17 protein-coding genes are annotated in these 20,357 nt (G+C 53.5%); 16 read left to right on the top strand and 1 reads right to left on the bottom strand.

The window, feature by feature from the left end:
* Window positions 1-46 precede the first annotated feature (46 nt).
* A complete protein-coding gene (gene flgA, locus C5F52_RS18695; protein WP_146100122.1) occupies window positions 47-856 on the bottom strand; it encodes a flagellar basal body P-ring formation chaperone FlgA in 810 nt (269 codons plus the stop codon).
* A 70-nt stretch (window positions 857-926) separates the two neighbouring features.
* On the opposite strand from flgA, the gene C5F52_RS18690 reads away from it, so the two are divergent.
* The 16 genes from C5F52_RS18690 to C5F52_RS18615 all read left to right on the top strand — a co-directional run bounded on the left by C5F52_RS18690 (window position 927) and on the right by C5F52_RS18615 (window position 20,215).
* Window positions 927-2,189 (top strand): LysM domain-containing protein, encoded by a 1,263-nt coding sequence (locus tag C5F52_RS18690; RefSeq protein ID WP_146100121.1) that lies wholly within the window; start codon window positions 927-929, stop codon window positions 2,187-2,189.
* Between the two features lie 137 nt (window positions 2,190-2,326).
* On the top strand, window positions 2,327-2,710 hold the full coding sequence (gene flgB, locus C5F52_RS18685; protein ID WP_104799870.1) for a flagellar basal body rod protein FlgB: 384 nt from the start codon (window positions 2,327-2,329) through the stop codon (window positions 2,708-2,710).
* 6 nt (window positions 2,711-2,716) lie between these two features.
* Window positions 2,717-3,142: a flagellar basal body rod protein FlgC gene (gene flgC, locus C5F52_RS18680; protein ID WP_104799869.1), complete on the top strand. Its 426-nt coding sequence runs from the start codon at window positions 2,717-2,719 to the stop codon at window positions 3,140-3,142.
* 25 nt (window positions 3,143-3,167) lie between these two features.
* Window positions 3,168-3,881: a flagellar hook assembly protein FlgD gene (locus C5F52_RS18675; RefSeq protein WP_104799868.1), complete on the top strand. Its 714-nt coding sequence runs from the start codon at window positions 3,168-3,170 to the stop codon at window positions 3,879-3,881.
* A 55-nt stretch (window positions 3,882-3,936) separates the two neighbouring features.
* Window positions 3,937-7,131 (top strand): flagellar hook-basal body complex protein, encoded by a 3,195-nt coding sequence (locus C5F52_RS18670; RefSeq protein ID WP_104799867.1) that lies wholly within the window; start codon window positions 3,937-3,939, stop codon window positions 7,129-7,131.
* 22 nt (window positions 7,132-7,153) lie between these two features.
* Window positions 7,154-7,918, top strand: a complete 765-nt coding sequence (locus tag C5F52_RS18665; protein WP_104799866.1) for a flagellar basal body rod C-terminal domain-containing protein — start codon at window positions 7,154-7,156, stop codon at window positions 7,916-7,918.
* A 30-nt stretch (window positions 7,919-7,948) separates the two neighbouring features.
* Window positions 7,949-8,734 (top strand): flagellar basal-body rod protein FlgG, encoded by a 786-nt coding sequence (flgG, locus tag C5F52_RS18660; RefSeq protein ID WP_104799865.1) that lies wholly within the window; start codon window positions 7,949-7,951, stop codon window positions 8,732-8,734.
* Window positions 8,735-8,745: 11 nt separating this feature from the next.
* Entirely contained in the window at window positions 8,746-9,429 is a 684-nt protein-coding gene (locus tag C5F52_RS18655) for a flagellar basal body L-ring protein FlgH (protein ID WP_104799864.1), read from the top strand.
* A 15-nt stretch (window positions 9,430-9,444) separates the two neighbouring features.
* Window positions 9,445-10,584, top strand: a complete 1,140-nt coding sequence (locus tag C5F52_RS18650; RefSeq protein ID WP_104799863.1) for a flagellar basal body P-ring protein FlgI — start codon at window positions 9,445-9,447, stop codon at window positions 10,582-10,584.
* 11 nt (window positions 10,585-10,595) lie between these two features.
* Complete coding sequence (locus C5F52_RS18645; RefSeq protein WP_104799862.1) at window positions 10,596-11,075, top strand: rod-binding protein; 480 nt, start codon at window positions 10,596-10,598, stop codon at window positions 11,073-11,075.
* Window positions 11,072-14,149, top strand: a complete 3,078-nt coding sequence (flgK, locus tag C5F52_RS18640; RefSeq protein ID WP_104799861.1) for a flagellar hook-associated protein FlgK — start codon at window positions 11,072-11,074, stop codon at window positions 14,147-14,149. Before C5F52_RS18645 ends, flgK begins: the two co-directional genes overlap by 4 nt.
* 15 nt (window positions 14,150-14,164) lie before the next feature.
* Window positions 14,165-15,088, top strand: coding sequence for a flagellar hook-associated protein FlgL (flgL, locus tag C5F52_RS18635; RefSeq protein WP_104799860.1), 924 nt, complete (start codon window positions 14,165-14,167; stop codon window positions 15,086-15,088).
* Between the two features lie 59 nt (window positions 15,089-15,147).
* A complete protein-coding gene (fliD, locus tag C5F52_RS18630) occupies window positions 15,148-16,671 on the top strand; it encodes a flagellar filament capping protein FliD (protein ID WP_104799859.1) in 1,524 nt (507 codons plus the stop codon).
* A gap of 187 nt (window positions 16,672-16,858) precedes the next feature.
* Window positions 16,859-17,227 (top strand): flagellar protein FlaG, encoded by a 369-nt coding sequence (locus C5F52_RS18625; protein ID WP_104799858.1) that lies wholly within the window; start codon window positions 16,859-16,861, stop codon window positions 17,225-17,227.
* 99 nt (window positions 17,228-17,326) lie between these two features.
* Entirely contained in the window at window positions 17,327-19,486 is a 2,160-nt protein-coding gene (locus C5F52_RS18620; protein WP_104799857.1) for a flagellin, read from the top strand.
* 156 nt (window positions 19,487-19,642) lie between these two features.
* Entirely contained in the window at window positions 19,643-20,215 is a 573-nt protein-coding gene (locus C5F52_RS18615; protein ID WP_104799856.1) for a hypothetical protein, read from the top strand.
* Window positions 20,216-20,357: the final 142 nt, after the last annotated feature.

The raw sequence follows: 20,357 nt of genomic DNA, 5'->3' as shown, positions 1-20,357 counted from the left end.
AAAAATTAATACCACAAATTTGATAAATTAATCATATTTGATGTATTCATCTCAGTTTCGCTGCATTGGGTCCAGTGATCACTGCAGTTAGAGATCGACCCGACTCGCTATTTTTTAAACGAATTTGTTCACCCATGCCGCCATCTTGCAAAGCTTCGGCGCGCATGGTGATTAAAAAACCTTGGCCCACGCCCGCCGTGACCTGCACTTCTTGGCCTCTTTTTACCATCACGGCCGTTTTCACGTCGTAGGTTTTCAGAGGGGTATTGGGCGTCAAGTCACGCGTCAACTCCATGTTGACGATGAGCTTGGGGTCGTTGATCAGTTGGCTTTCCATGCCTGGTGCTGGCATTTCGGTGGCGGTGAACATGGCGGGTGTCAGCAACGTACCGCGCTTGAGCAGGTCTTTGGCGACCAACACTTTTTGCACAGCGGGGGCGGGGAGGCCATTGCGTGCAACCGCGGCAGGCGCATTGCCTGAATTCAAAGTGACGTAAAGCTGCCACATGGGTTGTCCGCAACGCACACGCACAGAGGCTTGAGCCGGAAAGGGTTGGTCAAACTGCAGCGTTTGTTGACAGCTTTGTACCGCAATGCGGTTGTCGATGGGCGCCACATGCACGGCGCGCCCTTGGAAAGAGGGGTGTGAACTGGCCCATTGCTGCGCTTGCGTTTGCAAGGCCTCAAAGGCCGATGGGGCAGAGGGTGTATCTGCCGCAAACCCAAGACTGGCGTGGCTTAGCGCCAAGGCGAGCACCCACCCAAACCACCGAGCGCAGAGGGCTCGGAAGCTGTCGGTTTTAGTTAGGCACAGCAATTGCATGGTGAGTTGGGTCAGGTGTTGAAGTTTTGACATTTTTTTCAGACCTTCACCTTCTTGCAAGAACGAGACCAACTTTTAAACCCCACCGTTAAACGGAATGCTCATGCGACTCGACCCGTCCTTTCAACCCCAGGTGAACACCACCGATATCAACGGCAAGCCATCGCTGCCCGTGGGGTCGCAGGCGTTCACGCGTGCGGCACCTGCTTTCACGCGTGCGTTGTCTTCGGCGCAAACAGCGTCCAACACGTCTGGTGCGCTCGCGCCTGAAGGCAAGGTGGCGGCATGGGACACATCGGTCAAATCGGGGCAAACCTTGTCGGGCATCGTGCGCGAGCAAATGGCGTCGCGTGGCGTCAACGTGTCCAACAACGAGGCTTTGCGCTTGGCCCAAACGGTGGCCCGCGCCAACAACTTGCCCAACGCGAACTTGATTCACCCTGGGCAGCGTCTGAACTTGGACAGTCTGAATTACAGCGTGGCGCAGGCGCAAACTGGCGCGGCTAATGCACAAGTCGCCAACGCTTCGCCCAATGCCACCGCTGCAAGCACGATTTCAATCAGCACCGCAGCCGCGTTGTCCGCACTTGCAGCCAATGCATCAAGCCCATCTTTATCCACGGGCGCTTCGGCCAATGCGCCAGCGCCCTTGGTGTTGAACGGCGAGAGTTTCGCCACCCCTTTGGGCACCTCATCGTTGGCAGGCACGGCACAAATTCAGTTGTTGTCGCGCGCCGATCGCAGCACGCACCCTGTTCTTGAAAAAACCATCGCCCGTGCGGTGGAAAAAGGCTTCATTCCTGCCGAAGAAAAGCAAGCGGTGATGAACAAAATTGTGCAAATGTCGCAGCAACACAAGTTTGCGCCGGATGACTTTGCACGACTGAGCTTGATGGAAAGCGATGGCCTCAACCCCAAAGCCACCAACAACCGCTGCCATGGCATCATTCAGTTTTGTGACGGCCCAGACCGCGGTGCAGCCAGCGCCGGTTTTGGCGCCAACCCCAAGGCCATCTTGGGCCACAGCGTGTTGCAGCAACTCGACATGGTTGGCAAATACTTTGACGACACAGGTCTTAAAAACAACGGCCCCGTGGGTTTGGACGATTTGTATTTGACCGTGTTGACACCTGCAGCCCGCAATGAAACGCGTCCCAACGCACCCCTGAACATTCCAGGCCGTCAAGCGGCTTACTTGCACGTCAACCGCGATGTGCGCTCGCCGATCACCCGTAACTCCATCGTGGCGGGTTTGCATCAAAACGCCAAAGAACGCTTGGGCACCGATGTGGCCCAACGCGCCACCCCACAAGCTGCGCGCATGAGCGCGTACGCCACCCAAGCCGTCGTTACCCAAGTGCAATAACGCAGGGGAGCGGCAAATGTTTGCCGCCAGCACCGTCAAAACACCGTTGGCATGGCTCTTGCACTAATCGACGTGAGGTCTCATGACTTGAGGCCATGTGTCAATTAATCGGAGTCGATCTAGATCGGAGTGGTGCCATGAATCTTTTTTCAAACGCATTCGGAATTCATGAACGTGCGCTGGGCGTCAGAAGCCAACGCATGGAAGTGCTCGCCCGCAACATCGCCAACGCCGACACGCCGAACTACAAAGCGCAAGACGTTGACTTCAAGGCCATGCTCAAAGAAGCCAAGACCGAATATTTGACATCCACCAATGACAAACACTTTGCAGGCATCCAAGAGGGGCCAGACAACGGCATGCGTTTTCGCACCCCTTTCAACAGTTCCTTCGACGGCAACACCGTCGAGATGAACGTGGAACAAGCCCAATACGGTAAGGCCGCCAGCGAGTACCAAGCGACCTTGCAATTTTTAGAAAACCGCATTGGCGGGTTGCGCAAAGCTTTGCGCGGGGAGTAATGAATCATGAACCTTGACAACGTCTTTGGCATCGCCGGCACCGCGCTCAATGCGCAAACCGTGCGCATGAACACCACCGCCTCTAACTTGGCCAACGCCAACTCGGTGTCCGGCACAGAAGCCGAGGCTTACCGTGGCAAGCGTCCGCTGTTCAAAGCTTTGATGCGCGAAGAAATGACCCATGCGGGCGCGCAATACATCGGTGGCGTGAAGGTCGATCGCATCGTCGACGACCAAGCGCCTGTGCGCAAAACCTGGGACCCAGGCAACCCGTTGGCCGACAAAGAAGGCTTCGTTTTTCACTCCAACGTGAACGAAATGTCCGAGATGGTCGACATGATGGCCGCCTCACGCTCCTACCAAAATAACGTTGAAGTCGTGAACACCGCCAGGCAGTTGATGTCGCGCACCCTCGAAATTATCAAGAGCTGATTGACAGCACGCACGGGAGTCTTCTATGGCCATTTCTGACACCACCTCGATGATGAGCTCGCTGCCGAGCAACATCATGACCAGCGCGCAATACAAGGCGCAGCAAGACGCGGCGAAAGCGTCTGCCTCTAGCTCCACCATGGGGCAAGACGCGTTTCTCAAGTTGTTCACCACGCAGCTGACCAACCAAGACCCCACCGACCCCGTCAAAAACGAGGCCTTTGTGGCCCAGTTGGCCCAGTTTTCACAACTCGAAGCCTCCACCTCCATGAAAGCCAGCTTGGAGTCCATGGTCTCCAGCCTCAGCGGTGACCGTATGTTGGGCGCATCCTCTTTGATCGGCAAAACCGTGACCGTGCCCGATGGTCCTGTCACTGTCACCGACACCACCGTGTCGCAAGGCACCATCAATTTGCCCAGTGGTGCCGATGGCATCAAGCTGCAAGTGTTCAACGACAAAGGTATTTTGGTGCGCAGCCAAATCATGGGCGCGCAGCCTGTGGGTGACACCACCTTGGCGTGGGATGGCTTGGATGACGGGGGCAACATGGCACCCAACGGCACCTACCGCTACGTGGCCACGGTCAACAGCGCAGGAAAGATGACCACCCCTACCGTCAACACCTATGCCACTGTGCGCAGCGTGTCCAGCGCTGCAGCCGGTGATGGCACCTTGTTGCTCGAAGTCGATGGCGGCAAAACAGTCAATTTGGCCGACGTCAAGCGCGTCGGTTCCTGATTTACCGATCCAACGATTTAACGATTTAAGAATTTCTCACTGGAGTTAACGCACCATGTCTTTTTATACCTCTCTGACCGGCTTGAACGCCGCCACCGCCCAGCTCGGCGTGACCGCCAACAACATTGCCAACGTGAGTACCGTGGGTTTCAAGCGCAGCCGCGCCGACTTCGGCGACATTTTTGCCACCTCGCCGTTGCAAAAAGCGTCGTCCACCATCGGTCAAGGTGTGTCGCTGAAAAAAGTGACTCAAGAATTTGGACAGGGCAACATGACCTTCTCGTCCAACACCTTGGACTTGGCGATCAGCGGCGACGGTTTCTTCCCCCTCAAGTCGCAAGACGGTTTTCAGGACATCTTCACGCGTAACGGCTCGTTCATGATGAACGACCAGTACAACGTGGTGAACTCGGCAGGACAGCGTTTGATGGCAGCGTCGGTTGACTCGTCCGGCAAAGCGAACTTGACCGACATGAACGTGCTCACCATTCCGCAAAAAACTACCGGCATGGCCACCCAAACCAGCAAAGTGCAACTGGGTTTGAACTTTCCTGCGGATGCAACTGTGATCACTTCCGAATTCAACCGCAACGACTCCACCACCTACAACAAAAGCACCGCTTTGACCGTGTATGACGGTGGCGGTAACGGTTACTTGGCCACGGTTTACTACGTCAAGACACAAAACGCGAGTCAAGAAACCCCAAACAACAAATGGCAAACCTTTGTGTATGTGGGCGATCAGTTGGTTGACGCTTCTTTGCAGCAAGCCACCAACAAGGTGGGTGAAGTCATGTACGTCAACAAATACGGCGAACTCAAAGCCAAGAGTGACTTCAAGACCCCTGATGAAATTGCTGCGCTGAACAGCAGCTTCTCCAAGAAGACCTACAAATTCTCACTCGATCAATTGAACGACGTGCGCACCTCTCAGCCAGCAGCTGTCTCTGGTGGTAGCGCTACGGGCTTAGGCACTGGCACCAATGATGGCGTGGACTTCAGCAACTACGTTGTCACACCCAAGGCTGAGTTGTTGGCCTTGCAAGGTGCAAACACTGCGGCTTACACCATGCCTACGGGCGCTGCCGCCACAGGTGATTTGTTTCAGGTGACGGTGGGCGCTGGTGGCGTACCCATCACCGTGCCTCCGTCGTCAGGCATTGGTCGCCCGACACTGACGGATGTGATCAACACCTTGAATGCCAATGCAGGTTTTGCTGCGTCGTACGTTGCTTCCGAAGGAACGGGCGCCAACGCTGGTAAATTGGTCGTCACGGCAACCGATCCGCTGTCGATCACGGCGATTGACACCGATGTGGTCATGACCAGTGGCCCCTCCGCGACACCCACAACGTTGACAGCCGTTGGCACGCAGGGCTCACATGTGACGGCTGACCCGCAATTGGTTGGCAAGAAGAGCGCTGACGACTTGAAAAACCTGTTCGATATCAATATCGACAACTCGATTGAGCCGGTTTCTGTTGGCTTGGAGCGTTTGGCCGGTAAGGACGTCAAATTGTCAGGTGCACAGATTGCAGCTGAATTGACCAACTCCATCAACCGTGCCTACGGCGATGAAAAGCCCTTCAACTTCAAGTCCACCACTGGAACCACGTTTTCGCTTCAACTGCCAATCAAGTCGCCCTTGACCAGCGCGCCCCTTGTCGACATCAGCTTGGCTGGTAAAGGCGATGCCGATGGCAACATGAAGTACGAAGATTTGGTGTCCGAAGTTCAGGACCAAATCGACGCCCGACTGGACGTGCTTAACCTGACACAAGGCGTTGGTCAGAAGTACGGCAAAGTTACCGTCAGTTACGACACCAAAGCCCAGCAACTGGTCTTCAAGCCCGATGGCAACGACAAAATTGCAGTTTTCAGCACCCAAACCAGTATTCGCCCCACCAACGACCCCATCGTGCAAGGTGTGAATGACGACAGCGTTGGCTTAGGCATCACGCCTTCTGTCTCCACTGGCCCTTGGCGCGCCTCCAACGACCAGCGTTACGGCGCCACGGTTGAATACGATGCGGTCAAAGGCGGCTTTGTTTTCAAGTCCGGCACCACCGGGGATTCCTCCAGCATCAGTTTGAGCAACATCAAACCAGCTAGCTTGGCCACCGTGAACGAACGAGGTTTGGGTCTGACAGGTGATCCAGCTTCTTACGTGGTGGGTCAATCCAAAATTGAAGCCTTGCGTGGCGTCACATCCATGCCCGCGGTGCTGGAAGGTAACGCCTTGGCGGTGAACGTGGACAACAACTTCTCTGTCGACACCACCAACAACCAGTTCGTGGTTTCGGTCAACGGTGTGACGGGCACGGTGGTCGTTCCACCCAAAGACACGTACACGCTGAGCACCTTCATGGAAGCCCTGCAAAGCGGCATCAACAACCTGCAAGGCCCGTCGGTCGATGGCGCCACGCCTCAAACTGTCGATGGTGTGAAGGTGACGTATGACACCAAAACCAACGCCTTGAAGTTCACCACGGGCACGGCATCGACCAGCTCTTACATCAAAGTAACCGGCGACGCACGTTGGGGTTTGGATGGTTTGGACGCTCAGTTCGGCACCACCACCACTTGGATCAAACCCACACCTTTCAAGGACGACAAAAACGCGACGGTCTACATTGATGGCTTCGGTAAAGAGTCTTCTACCGCCACCGGCTTTGACAACTTGCCCGAATGGTCACCTGTTTACTTCGACAAAGGCGAGCTGACCTTTGACACAGCCGGTAACTTGGTTTCTCCCAAACAAGGCGCTCAACTCGACACCGTGTACTTGCCAAACGGTAAGGGCTCTTTGACGATCAACATCGACTATTCCAAGTCGACTCAGTTCGCTTCGCCTTATGCGGTGCTGTCGCAGTCGCAAGACGGTGCGCCCGAAGGTGACTTGGTGGGCTTGGCGGTTAACGACGACGGTTTGGTCAACGCCAGTTACTCCAACGGCGCGCAAAAGTCGCTGGGCAAAGTGGTGTTGGTGAACTTCTCCAACCCCACCGGTTTGCGCCAGATTGGCGACACCAGTTACTACAAAACGTCTGATTCAGGCACCCCCAAGTACGGTGAAGCCGGTTCTGCCGGTTACGGCACGGTGCGCTCCGGCGCTACCGAACGTGCGAACGTGGACTTGACGCAAGAGTTGGTGGACTTGATCACCGAACAGCGTAACTTCCAGGCCAACGCCAAAGCCATTGAGACCAGCACCTCGCTGACCTCGACCATCATTCAGATCCGCAACTAAGCGGACGCACTGAGAGCCTGACATGGACCGCTTATCTTTTAACTCGATGGCTGCGATCAACGAGGAGCGCATTGCGCGCCACCAGTTGTCCAACGAGATCGCCAACGTGTCGACCATTGGTTTTAAGAAAACCTTTGACGTCACTTTGCAATCGCACCAAGCGGTCGGTCAGGGCTTTGACTCGCGCATTCAGCCGCGCATGTATGTCAACGACCAAGTGCAGCTCGACCCAGGCCCTTTGATGGTCACGGGCCGTGATTTGGACGTGGCTCTGAACCACAAAACCGTCTTGGGCGTCACCGGCAGCAATGGCGAGCTGGCGTTCACGCGTCGTGGCGACCTCAAGGTCAACGCCAGCGGTGTGTTGGAAACCGGCACCGGTCACTTGGTGCGCGGTCAAGACGGCGGGCCCATCACCGTACCGCCCGGTTTTAAGTTGTCCTTTGGCACTGACGGCACGCTTTACGCCATTGATCCTGCCCAGCAAGGCGTACCCCAGCAGCAGGCCATTGCCCAGCTGCTGCTGCGTGATGCCAGTGCCACACCGTTGAGCAAGCGTGAAGACGGTTTGTTCAAAGTTGTCGGAAAAGAAGCTGGCACGGACTTTGCAACTGGTCCAGAGCCAGTTTCTTTGACACCGCAGGCCGTAGAAGGCAGCAGCGTCAATCCAATGGCATCGATGGTCAAGCTGATTGAACAGAGCCGCTCGTTTGAGCACCAGGTTCGAATCATCAAAGAAAGCAAGTCCAACGATGAGTCGGGCGCCTCCATGATGAAGGCGTCCTGAATTTGACAGTTTTAAAGGGAGCGATCAATCATGGACGCATCATTGTGGGTAGCCAAAACGGGTCTTGACGCGCAGCAAACGCGTATGAACGTCATCTCGAACAACTTGGCCAACGTGAACACGACCGGGTTCAAGCGCGACCGAGCTGTCTTTGAGGACTTGCTGTACCAAAACATCAAGCAGCCGGGTGGTCAAACCACCAACAACACCCAATCTCCTACGGGTTTCATGCTCGGTACGGGTGTGAAGATCAATGCCACTGAAAAGCTGCACATGCAGGGCAATATGGTCAACAGCCAAGCCCCGCTGGACGTGGCCATCACCGGTGACGGCTACTTCCAAATTCAAATGCCAGACGGCACCACGTCGTACTCGCGTGACGGTAACTTCAAGATCTCCAGCACCGGCCAAATGGTGACCTCACAAGGTTTCCCGTTGATTCCGGCGATCACCATCCCCAACAACGCAGCCAGCTTGACCATTGGCCGTGACGGCACAGTCAGCGCTGAGTTGGTGGCAGGTGGCGGTGCTCAAAACATTGGCCAGATTCAGATCGCGCGTTTCGTCAACCCAAGTGGCTTAAAGCCTATTGGTAACAACCTGTACGACTCGTCGCAAGCCAGCGGTCAAGCGCAAATTTTGCAGCCCGGCCTCAACGGTGCAGGCACGCTGAACCAAGGTTCGCTCGAAGCGTCCAACGTGAACGTGGTCGAAGAGATGGTCAACATGATCGAGACCCAACGCGCCTACGAGATCAACTCCAAAGCCGTCTCGGCCGTGGACGGCATGCTCAAGTACTTGAACCAAAACATGTGATGAGGTTCCTGATGAAACTCCTTCACACGCTTTCTCTCATGGCCTATGTGGCTGCGCTGCAAGGCTGCGCCTCCGAGCCGGTCGATTTGGTCCTCAAATCGTCACCCGACTTTGCCCCTGTCTATCCTTTGGCCTCAGACCGGCCAAAGATTGCCACCGGCGGCATCTACAACAACCGGCAAAGCGACGCTTGGTTTGGCCGTGGCCGCAATTACCAAGTGGGCGACATCATCACCGTGCTGCTCAATGAGTCCACACAGGCGGCACGCACGCAAAACACCGACGTCAGCCGCGAATCTAAAAATTCTCTGCCGACGGGTCTCAGCACCCAAGTTGGCAAGATTTCGCCGCTGTTCAACGGCATCAACCTCAACGAGAACGCCAACAGCAGCAAAGGTGCAGGCAAAGCCGACCAGCAAGCCTCTTTGGTGGGTTCTGTTGCGGTGACCGTGGTTGAAATTTTGGCCAACGGCAACTTGATCATCCGTGGCGAGAAAAAACTGGGCCTGTCCGAAGGCACCGAGGTCATTCAAGTCTCAGGCGTCATTCGTCCTGAAGACGTGGGCCCGAACAGCACCGTGCAGTCACGCCGCTTGGCCAACGCACAAATTGCCTACCGTGGCTCGGGTGACTTGGCCAACGCGACCAAAGCAGGTTGGGGAACCTCTGCTTTGCACAAATACTGGCCCTTCTAAGCGAACGAGTTCCTCATGTTGCGTCTTTCTTCTTTTTTCCGTCTTTGTGTGGCCAGTTTGAGTTTGCTGGCTGCGGGCAGCGCTTGCGCTGACCGTGTCAAAGACTTGGCCACGCTCGCGGCCCAGCGCCCCAACCAATTGATTGGTTACGGTTTGGTCGTGGGTTTGCAAGGTACGGGCGACGACGCCTCGGTGCCCTTCACCACCCAAAGCATGAAAGCGATGCTGGCACAAATGGGCGTGCGCATTGACGGTCCTTTGACCGACTTTGAACAAGCCTCGACCGCAGCCCGCGTGGACATCAAAAACACGGCCGCTGTGTTGGTCACCGCTGATTTGCCTGGCTTCGCCAAGCCCGGTCAACGCATTGACATCAACGTGTCGGCCATCGGCAAAGCCACCAATTTGCGCGGCGGCAGTTTGATCATGACCGCCATGCGCGGCGTGGACGGCGAAATTTATGCCTTGGCACAAGGTGCTTTGACCGCCACCGGCATCGACGCCAGCCAAGCGGGCTCGAAAGTCGCCATCGGCGTGCCCACCTCCGCTCGCATTCCTGGCGGCGCGATTGTGGAGCGCATTGTGGACACCCCGTTTGAGACCGCTGAAAACGTGATCTACAACATCCGTGAAAACGATTTTTCGACCACGACGGCCATCGTCAACGCGATCAATAAAAAATTTGGCGGCGACGTGGCACAAGCTTTGGATGGTGTTTCGGTATCGGTACGAGCCCCTAAAAACTTGAATCAACGTGTGTCATTCATGAGCATGGTGGAAGCTTTAGAGATCACACCAGGTGAACCCCCAGCGCGTGTGGTCATCAACTCACGCACAGGCACTGTTGTGATCAACCGCTCGGTGCGTGTGACGGCTGCTGCGGTGTCGCACGGCACGATCTCGGTCGCCATCACGGCCACCAACGAGGTGTCGCAGCCCAATGCGTTTGCAGGCGGTCAAACGGCTGAGGTGCAAAACGCAGACATCAAAGTCAATGAGCCGAACAAGCCGATGTTCTTGTTCCAGCCTGGTGTGGAGTTGCGTCAAATTGTGGACGCCGTCAACCAAGTGGGCGCGTCGCCTTCGGCCTTGATTGCCATTCTTGAAGCCTTGAAAAGCTCCGGCAGCCTGCGCGCCGAGTTGGTCATCATCTAAAGAGAACTGACATGAGCAGCCCCGTCGACACCTCCACCACCCGGTCCTACCTGGACTTTTCGGGTCTGGGTGAGTTGCGTGGCCAAGCGCAGCAAAACCAAGACAAAGCGCTGAAAGAATCAGCACAACAATTCGAAGGCCTCTTCATCCAAATGATGATGAAGTCCATGCGCGAAGCCACCATGAAGGACGAGGACAACCAGTCCAGCGGCGTGGAAACTTTTGAAGGCATGTTTGACAAAGAAGTCTCCATGCAAATGGCCAAACGCAGCGCCTTGGGTGTGGCCGACTACATGGCCAAAGCGGTCAAACAAAACCAACCCAGCACGGCTGACATGCTCAAAGCACGTCAAGTCGGCGGCATGGCTTTGAACCCCAAAGAGCCGGCCTTGCCCATGAACGCAACGCCTGCAGTCAATCCGTTGAAGTTCAACATGCCCGTGATCAAGCCTTTGCATGACACCAAGAAACTGCTTGGAGGTGGTTCATGAGTGACATGCTAGGCATCAGCGGCAACGCCATTGGCGCGTACCAACGTGCGTTGAGCACGGTGGGCAACAACATTGCCAACGTCAACACCGAAGGCTATTCGCGCCAAGACGCGGTTCTGAAAGACTCCGCGCCTCAAAAATCGGCCGCCATGTTTTTTGGCACAGGTGTGGAGTTGCAAACCGTCAAGCGTCAGTTTGATGCGTTTGCCGAATCCAACTTGCGCAACAGCACCAGCGACTTGGCCAGCCAAAAACCGATGGTGGAGTACACCAAGCGCGTGATGGACATCATGGGCGACAAGAGCGTGGGCTTGAGCTCGGCGTTGGACGACTTCTTCAATGCCGCCAGCAGCTTGTCGGCCGACCCCGCCTCGACCGTGCTGCGTACCACCTTTATGCGCAGTTCGGAAGGCGTGGCGTCACGTTTTGCCGAACTCTCGGGCCAGCTCGATTTGGTGGCGACCGAAACCCGTCAAGCCGTCGAAAGTACGGCCACACAAATCAACACCCTCACCAGCCAATTGGCCTTGGTGAACCAAGCCATGGCCAAAGCGACGTCGGTCAATTTGCAGCCGCCTGAGTTGTTGGACCGTCGTGACTTGATGTTGCGCCAGTTGTCCGATTTGGCGCGCATCAAAACCAGCTTCAGCACCAACGGTGCGGTCACGGTCAGCATGGGCACTACCCTGACCCAAGGTCTGGTGGTTGACGGACAAAAGTCACGTCCTGTGGGCTTAGACCCCGCTGTCAAGGACCGCGTGAGCTTGGTGATTGACCCCTACGGCAACAGCGAGTCATTGGCCAGTGCCAGCGGCGGCCAAATGGGTGGTTACCAAAGTTTCATCAGCCAAGTCTTGGAGCCGGCCCAAAAGAATTTGAACTCGTTGGCCCAAACCTTCGTCATTGAAACCAATGCGGTTCAACAGAACGGCATCGACGGTTACGGAAAAATGGGCACCGATTTGTTCGCCATTGACCCAGCCGCGCCCCATGCTGCCGGTGGCATTCGCATGGCCTTGAACGATGCTTTGCGTGTGGCTACGGCTGCCCAGTTTCGGGTCAGCGAAAGCAATACCAACGTCAGTGCCACCCGTGCCACGGTCAAGTTTTCGGGCTTGACGCCTGCCACGCCTTTGAGCAACCCATCGCTGGTGAACAACCCCAATGCCACAGCAGGCGTGACCTTCAAAGTCGATGGCGCGCGTTTGTTCACGCCGGTGACCACATTGGCTGCAGGTGTGAAAGCTGCGTTTTATTTGGACGAGGCCGACAAAGGCCAACAGCTGCAAGTGATGACCCGTGATGGACGTCAGTTGTTGGGCAAGACCTTGAGTTTGGACGAAGAGTTTCAGCTCATGTCACCCAGCAATGGCTTTGTACCCAATGCCACCTACAGCGACGCCTATCTGAACAAGACAGGGCCAGATGGTTACCGTGATTTAGACCTTTTCTACGGTGCTAAAGCCACGGTCTTGTATGGTCAAAGCTTTGATGTCAATGGTGTCTCTGCCAACACTGTTCCCATGCCTGCTGTGCTTGAGACTGGACGGGTGCCCGGTGATGGCACCGCTATTGAGCCAGGCGCTTTGGTGCTCAATGGTGTGAAGTTGGGCGGGCTCAAGGCTTCGGCAAAACCGTCTGATGTGGCGGCTTTGATCAATCTGAGCTCGGGCGCCACCAATATTCGCGCTGAGGCTTTCAGTGAAATTCGTGTGTCAGGCAGTCAGCTTGACTTCACGCAGGCGTTGACCATCAACGGCCTCTCTGTTCCTAAAACCTATTTCAGCATCGAGACCTTGGCGCAAGCTATCAACACTCGGTTCGCTGGTGAATCAATCAGTCAAAAAGTCACTGCCATCGTCACTAGCGCGGGTGAGTTAGTCCTCAAAAATTCAAACAATTTGCCCATCACCATCAATGCGAACGCGGGTGCGCAACCTGGGCTAAATGCTCTCAACTTGTCACCTAATACCTACGATGGACAAGTTCGCATGGTCCAAGTGGTGCGCGACATGGTGGTCTCAAGTACGGATATAAATTTGACCAAACCGTTGTCAATTAACGGTAATGAGATTCTGGCCAGCAACAGCGGCATTCGCTCTATTCAGAGCCTGATTGTTGCGATCAACGACAAATCTGCAAACACAGGCGTTAAGGCAGACTTAGATAGCACTGGCAATTTGAAGTTATCAACCACCTCAGCGATTGATCCGAACGGGACACTCAGTATTTCGATCGGCCCTGGTAAGGAGGATGACGGGACTTACGGTGCCAATGCGTTGGGCCTTGAGCCTCTTGATTATGACGTAACTGAGCGTCTCCAGCGAAAGCTCGCTGCCGATCCAACGCAAACCGACATTCGCTTGTCCTTCGGAAAATTTGGTGTGCCGCCTGATGAAAAAACAGGCGACCCTTCCGATCTGGCGAAGCTTGGTCTGCGTACAGGTGCCTTCATTGAAGGTGGCAGTCCGGATGACTTGTTGGTTTTCATCACAGGAACAGGAACAGTCAAGGTAGCGACCAGCTTCACTGGTGAACCTGATGTGCCGCGTGATAGTTTACGTAGCCAATCGTTAACGGTGAAGTTCACTGCGGCAAATCGCTTCAGCATCATCGATACAAAAACCGGCACCGAGTTAGCGAATCGCAGTTACGACAACTCGCCGCTGGAGCCGGTGATCGAATTTCAAGGCTTGCAAATCAAATTCAATCACGCACCCAGCGTGGGAGATAGCTACCAAGTCGACGGTAACCAAGACGGTTTGGGCAACAACGTCAACATGCTTGACATGGTGGAGCTCAATCGCAAGCCGGTGGTCAATGGCAAAACCTTGGCCAATAGCTACATCGACCAAATCAACAACGTGGGTAACCTCGCGCAGCAAGCCACCATCACCCAACAAGCCTTGACCGTTGTCAACGACCAAGCCATTGCTTCGCGCGACAAAATTTCGGGCGTCAACCTAGACGACGAAGCGGCCAACCTCATTCGCTTGCAACAGGCCTACCAAGCCAACGCCAAAGTGTTGCAAATCTCTGGTCAATTGTTTGACGCCATTGTCCAAATTCGCTGATAGAGGCCATACACCATGAAAATTTCAACCTCTCTCTACTTTGACCGCTCGACGCAGCAGTTAAGCACGGTGCAATCCAACTTGGCCAAAACGCAGGAGCAGTTGTCCACCGGCAAAAATATTGTCAAACCCAGCGATGCACCCGACAAGGCTGCTTTGGTGACGCGTTTGGAGTCGGAACTGTCACGTAATGCCAGTTACCAAGACACCTTGAAGTCAGCCAACGTCCGCTTGACGTCTGAAGAGACCGCACTCAAAAACACCACCGATGTGATGTACCGCATCAAGGAATTGGCAATACAAGGCGCCAACGACACGCTGAGTCCCAATGACCGCAAAAGCATTGCGCTGGAACTGACCGGCTTGCGCGAGCAAATCATGAGCTTGGCCAACAGCCAAGACAGCAACGGCAATTACTTGTTCTCTGGCAGCCGCACGGGGCAGCCCGCCTTTGCGCAAGATGCGTCCGGCCGAGTGGTGTACCAAGGGGACCAGTCGCGCATGAAAGTTAATGTCGGCGATAACCGCCGCATGAACCTCAACATGCCAGGTTCAGACGCTTTTGTGCGCATCACGCGTACCGATGCCAAAGGTGGTCAAACGGGTGTTGATTTCTTTCAGTCGCTAGACGATCTGGCCAAGGCTGTTGCCTCAGGCGACTTGGCCAGCACACAGCGTGGCATTGCCGAAGTCGATGATTTGCAAGAAGGTATAAGTAACAGCTTGGCCCAAGTGGGCTCCGACTTGTCGGTGGTCGATTTGCAAACCAGTGTGCTGGACGAAGTGGTGTTGCGCCTGAAAACAACCCGCTCTGACGTGGAAGACCTCGACTACACAGCGGCCATCACCAAAATGAACAAAGACCAACTGGCTTTGGAGGCTGCACAAAGCAGCTTCTCCAAAATTTCGCAGATGAGTTTGTTTAAATTTTTGAATTAATGCATTCAAGTTTGAATACTTCGCGTCGATCAAGTCAAAGATAAGAAAGCTCAACTTCAATGGCCACGACTGCTGTCAGCTCCACGTCTTCGGCAACTTCCACCGCTGCAGCGAATAAAGCTGCAGCTGCGACGACGGCTGCAGCCAATAAGGCTGCGGCGCAAAAAATCATCACCTCGCTCAGCGCAGGCTCGGGCGTTGATACAGCGTCTCTCGCTCAAAACTTGGTCGATGCCGAGCGCTTACCTCAAGAAAACGGTATCAACGCCAAAATCACGAAGAATGATGCGCGCGTGTCTGGTTTTGCGGCTGTGTCGTTTGTATTGGGTGAGGTGAAAACGGCTTTTGCAGCCCTTAAAGATCAGACGAGCTTCAATGTACTGACGGCGGAAAATACAAATCCCAACGCCTTCAGTGTCACGACCACGGCAACCGCTAAAGCTGATAGTTATGACATTGACGTGGTGCGTTTGGCCAAAGCTCAGCGCAGCGTCAGCGATGGCGTCACTTCGGCGGCAGTGTCACTCAACGGTGGCGCTGCCATGAGTTTGAGCCTTGCAATTTCTGGCGGTACACCTTCAGCGATTAATTTGCCTGCAGGTAAAGATACGCCACAAGACGTGGTCAATGCGATCAACGCCGCAGGTCGTGGCGTGACCGCTAAATTGGTAGATACCGGAGATGGCTCTGGCAAACCATTTCAAATTATTTTGTCGGGCGCCGAAGGCTCTGCAGGTGCCTTCACATTGACACCCAGTTACGGCACAGGTTCTGGATCGCCCGGCCTGAGTTTCAATGCTGGCAATCTGGGTAGTCAAGCTGCCTCCGACGCGCAGGTCAAAATTGACGGCGTCACTTACACCCGCAGCACCAATGTGCTGAAAGATGTTGTGCCGGGCGTCACGATTAATCTGAAAGCGACAACAACAAGTTCTGCACAAGTCAATTTGACACGCGAACCCGCGTCTATCAAAGACAAGCTCTCTACGTTGGTTTCAAGTTACAACGACGCGATGACCATGCTCAACGTCGTGACTGACCCAAAATCCACCATGGACACCTACGGCGCCACCTTGGTGGGCGACTCCACGGTGCGAATGATCAAGCAGCAGCTGCGTGGCATGTTTGCTGGGACTTCTTCAACCCCAGGTTCTGGGGTGGGTTCGTTGTGGCAGATGGGTATCAGTGTTGATCAAGCCGGTACGTTGAACGTCGATAACACCAAGCTTGACGCTGCGTTGAACAGTCATTTTGACGATGTCGTCAAAACCTTTTCGGGCAACCAAAATAATTTGAGCACTTACAGCACTGCGCCTGCTGGCGTGGCTGGCGACGCGGTGAAAAAGCTCACAGATTTATTGGGTCCTACAGGTGTGGTTGCGCGTCAAAGTCAAAACGCCACAACACAAAATACCAAGCACCAAGAGGAGTTGGCCAAACTTCAAACACGTATGGATGGTTTGCTCAAGCGCTATCAAAAACAGTTTGCAGCCATGGACAGCTTGGTCGGCAGCGTTAACAGTCAAAAGAGCAGTTTGAAGTCGACGTTTGGTGGGATGATGGCTGCTTACACAAATAAGTAATTAAGAATCTATTAAAAGAGTTTTAAATTTAAAAGTTAGCACTTTAAAAGTATAAAAATTTATTTAAATTTTTTACTCAAGTATTTCTGAATCGCGCCGAATCAATGACTGTCATCTCCTATGACGGTCCGATAGGCGCTATTCGCGCCTTGCCTGTCGTTGGGGTTCTTGAAATAAGGCGGTGCATATGTTCAATGAAATTCCATCCTTGCCATCCTCGGCCCCCGCAGGAATCAAACCGACGTCTGTTAAATCAGAGCCTTCTCAAGCTGCTTCTGATCAGCATTTGAAGCCACTAACTAAGCCAGTCATCAAAGTTGATACAGAGCAAAAGAGACAAGAACTGTCTGAGGCTATTCAGCACCTGAATGAAGTTATGCGTGATGGTGGTCGCAATATCAATTTCTCCATTGATAACGCGCTCGAGACGCCCATTGTCTTGATAAAGAACGCGCAAACAGGTGAGGTCGTTCGTCAGATTCCCAATGAAGTCATTGTGCGCATGGCGCACAGCATTGAAGACTTCAAGGGAATGTTGCATAACACCGTCATTTAATTACTAAAGTTTTTCGTAGACCAGACGATTCACTGGTTATCAAGGCAGATGTCTTGAGTTCAAGTCAACCATTCTGTAGGACTATCAAGGAGTAACACCATGTCCGTTATCAACACAAACGTTAAAGCTCTCGCAGCACAAGCTTCCATGAGTAATGTCGAACGCAAATTGCAAACCAGCATGGAGCGTTTGTCGACTGGTATGCGTATCAACAGTGCCAAAGACGATGCGGCTGGCCTTGCTATTTCTAATCGCATGACTTCGCAAATTCGTGGTTTCGCTGTTGCCATTCGCAACTCCAACGACGGTATCTCGATGGCTCAAACTGCTGAAGGCGCTTTGGGTCAAGTCAACGACATGCTGCAACGCATGCGTGAACTCTCTGTTCAAGCTGGTAACGGCGCTATGTCTACTTCTGATCGCAAATCTTTGCAGTTGGAAGTCGATCAAATGAAGCAAGAAATTAACAACGTTGCCACAAAGACTAACCACAACAACATCAAACTGTTGGATGGTTCGGCTGGCAAGATTGAATTGCAAACGGGTGTCAATGCTGGCGATCGCATGACCATCGGTTTTGACTCCGTTCAAACCAAAGACATTGGTCAAGGTGGTAAAACTTCTTTGAGCTCAGTGGGTACTGTGTTTGATGATGCAGCCAGCAGTTCAGTGGACCCTGTGAATGGCAAATCTGGCGCCTTGTTGAACGGCGACTTGGTGTTGAACGGCGTTGTTGTCGGTGCATCTTTGGCGACTGACGATATGTTGTCATCTGATTTTGCTGACAACGGTGGCAAAGCGGCCAGCGCGATCGCAAAAGCTGCTGCTATCAACCGTGTCTCAGAGCAAAGCGGTGTTTACGCCACAGTTGGCTCAACCATGGCTTACGGTACTGCCATGGCGACAAGCTCTGCCACAGGTACGATCACCATCAACGGCGTTGAAACTGCATCCATCCAAATGACCAGTGACTTGGAAATTAACCGTTTGATGGTCACAACAGCCATCAACAACGTGTCTAAGCAAACTGGCGTCACGGCTATCAACACCAGCGATGATATTCAAGGTGTGATCTTGGTCGCTGAAGATGGTCGCAACATCGAAATTGACTTGTCTACCGGCGGTTTGGATGCGGCTGATGTCGGCTTGTCTGACACAGGCACTTACATCGGTACCTTTGAGTTGAGTACCAAAGATGGTTCCAGTTTCACGGTTTCCAGTGAAACTGACAAAAACGTGCAAAACGCGGGTCTGACCGCCGGTACGTTCAGCACCAACAAAGCCCAAGTCGTGACGATGGCGCGCCCTAGTGCTGGCGAAGGCGATGCGCCTGCCACGGGCACAACGGGTTTGTTGAAGGGCAATACCTTGGTCTTGAATGGCGTGGGTATTGATGCCGCCATTGCCAGCGACGACGATGCATCCAGCGAATTTGTGGATCCAAGTGCCAAGGCGGGCAGTGCGATTGCCACTGCTGCAGCCATCAACAAAAAGTCAAGCATGACGGGGGTGACTGCTGTTGCCGAGCCCAACGTGTTGCGCGGCCGTGGTTTTACCGCAGGTGCTGTGAGTGACTTGAACATCAACGGTGTTGACATTGACATCACCTTGAGTAGCAGTTCAAACCGTGACGACGTCTTGGTAGCTATCAACAAGTTTGCGGGTCGAACCGGTGTTGTGGCTACCGCGTGGGGTGAAGGCGTGCAATTGACAGCCGAAGACGGACGCAACATTTCCATTGGTTCTTCGGCAGGTGAAGAGGCATTGGGCTTGGATGGTGTGACCATCGGTGGCGGTGTGACCAGTGCAGACGTGGTGACCCACTTCGCGTCTGTTCGTCTGGAGTCCGATAAGTCGTTCTCTGTCGAAAGCGGCAACGAAGGTAACGAAAACTTTGCACTGATGGGCTTCCGTCGTGGCACATTTGGTGGTTCAGATCAAGGCGCTAAAGTCGCTGACATCGATATCTCCACTCAAAGCGGCGCTTCTGCGGCAATTACTGCCATTGATGCCGCTCTGGAAGGTGTCTCGGCCATGCAAGCGCGTGCTGGTGCTTACCAAAACCGATTGGAGTCTGTGGTGTCTAACTTGACCGAGTCCAATCAAAACATGTCTGCATCACGCAGCCGTATTTTGGACACAGACTATGCTTCAGAAACAACCAGCATGGCCCGCTCGCAAATCATTTCGCAAGCTGCAACGGCCATGTTGGCTCAGGCCAACCAGTCTGCGCAAGGCGTGTTGTCTTTGCTGAAGTAATTTCTACAAGGCGGTTGACGAACTTCAAAAGCCCCCTTGCGGGGGCTTTTGTTCGTGTCACCCTACCAATGTCATATTCTTTGATTTAGGTCAGATTTTTAGGTGGTTATTGCGCAGGGTTACTCCTTAAAATTTAGCAGAGGAGATTTAGCAGCCATGAATTCACAGACTATCAACTTGTTAGAAGTCGAAACTAAAGCCCAAATTTATTGGTGTGATATTTCGCATTTGGCAGCGGAGTTGCTGCTTGCCCGACAAGCGCTGGATGAATTGCGAATTTCCCATCCTGAGTCAACGCCTTCCAACGTCAAAGCGGTTTACATGAGTCCTTGGAAGAGTCATTTGCTCAACACAAAATTACATCCCTTGTGTAATTCTGTCATTCAAACAGTCAAGCAAATTTGTAAAGACTTTTGGAACACGGATATGCAAGGTTTGAATCTGGATTTTTTAATTGCAGATTGCTGGGGCGTCACTTATCAACAGTCTGACAAAACGATTCTTCATTCTCATTTCCCCAGTGATTTCTCAGCAGTGATCTACCTGGATGCGGATGATGAGAGCGCCCCCATTATTTTTGAAGAAAAATTATTGGTCAAACCCAAACCGAATACGCTGATTATTTTTCCAGGCTATTTGCGACATGAAGTCCCTGAAAATAGTGGAAAACGTACTGTTTTGGCGATGAATTTAAATAAAATTCCGTCTTTCAATCAAGCCGCAGCATGATCTCTGCAACGACATTTAAAAAAGCTAAGAATTTCGCTAAAGTTTTTTCTTGAGCAGTCGATTCAACGAGACGAGTGGTGTAACGGTATGTTCCTGTTGGGGCAACTGTTCACTTTACTAACAGACAAAGAATCGAGTGCAC

Source organism: Limnohabitans sp. TS-CS-82 (assembly GCF_002943475.1).
Note: the sequence above shows the minus strand (reverse complement) of the source record. Positions and strands in the feature narration are given on the sequence as shown.

Bases quoted from the DNA above. Each gene is read 5' to 3' on its own strand.
- flgA (WP_146100122.1), bottom strand. From the start codon at position 856: ATGTCAAAACTTCAACACCTGACCCAACTCACCATGCAATTGCTGTGC.
- C5F52_RS18690 (WP_146100121.1), top strand. From the start codon at position 927: ATGCGACTCGACCCGTCCTTTCAACCCCAGGTGAACACCACCGATATC.
- flgB (WP_104799870.1), top strand. From the start codon at position 2,327: ATGAATCTTTTTTCAAACGCATTCGGAATTCATGAACGTGCGCTGGGC.
- flgC (WP_104799869.1), top strand. From the start codon at position 2,717: ATGAACCTTGACAACGTCTTTGGCATCGCCGGCACCGCGCTCAATGCG.
- C5F52_RS18675 (WP_104799868.1), top strand. From the start codon at position 3,168: ATGGCCATTTCTGACACCACCTCGATGATGAGCTCGCTGCCGAGCAAC.
- C5F52_RS18670 (WP_104799867.1), top strand. From the start codon at position 3,937: ATGTCTTTTTATACCTCTCTGACCGGCTTGAACGCCGCCACCGCCCAG.
- C5F52_RS18665 (WP_104799866.1), top strand. From the start codon at position 7,154: ATGGACCGCTTATCTTTTAACTCGATGGCTGCGATCAACGAGGAGCGC.
- flgG (WP_104799865.1), top strand. From the start codon at position 7,949: ATGGACGCATCATTGTGGGTAGCCAAAACGGGTCTTGACGCGCAGCAA.
- C5F52_RS18655 (WP_104799864.1), top strand. From the start codon at position 8,746: ATGAAACTCCTTCACACGCTTTCTCTCATGGCCTATGTGGCTGCGCTG.
- C5F52_RS18650 (WP_104799863.1), top strand. From the start codon at position 9,445: ATGTTGCGTCTTTCTTCTTTTTTCCGTCTTTGTGTGGCCAGTTTGAGT.
- C5F52_RS18645 (WP_104799862.1), top strand. From the start codon at position 10,596: ATGAGCAGCCCCGTCGACACCTCCACCACCCGGTCCTACCTGGACTTT.
- flgK (WP_104799861.1), top strand. From the start codon at position 11,072: ATGAGTGACATGCTAGGCATCAGCGGCAACGCCATTGGCGCGTACCAA.
- flgL (WP_104799860.1), top strand. From the start codon at position 14,165: ATGAAAATTTCAACCTCTCTCTACTTTGACCGCTCGACGCAGCAGTTA.
- fliD (WP_104799859.1), top strand. From the start codon at position 15,148: ATGGCCACGACTGCTGTCAGCTCCACGTCTTCGGCAACTTCCACCGCT.
- C5F52_RS18625 (WP_104799858.1), top strand. From the start codon at position 16,859: ATGTTCAATGAAATTCCATCCTTGCCATCCTCGGCCCCCGCAGGAATC.
- C5F52_RS18620 (WP_104799857.1), top strand. From the start codon at position 17,327: ATGTCCGTTATCAACACAAACGTTAAAGCTCTCGCAGCACAAGCTTCC.
- C5F52_RS18615 (WP_104799856.1), top strand. From the start codon at position 19,643: ATGAATTCACAGACTATCAACTTGTTAGAAGTCGAAACTAAAGCCCAA.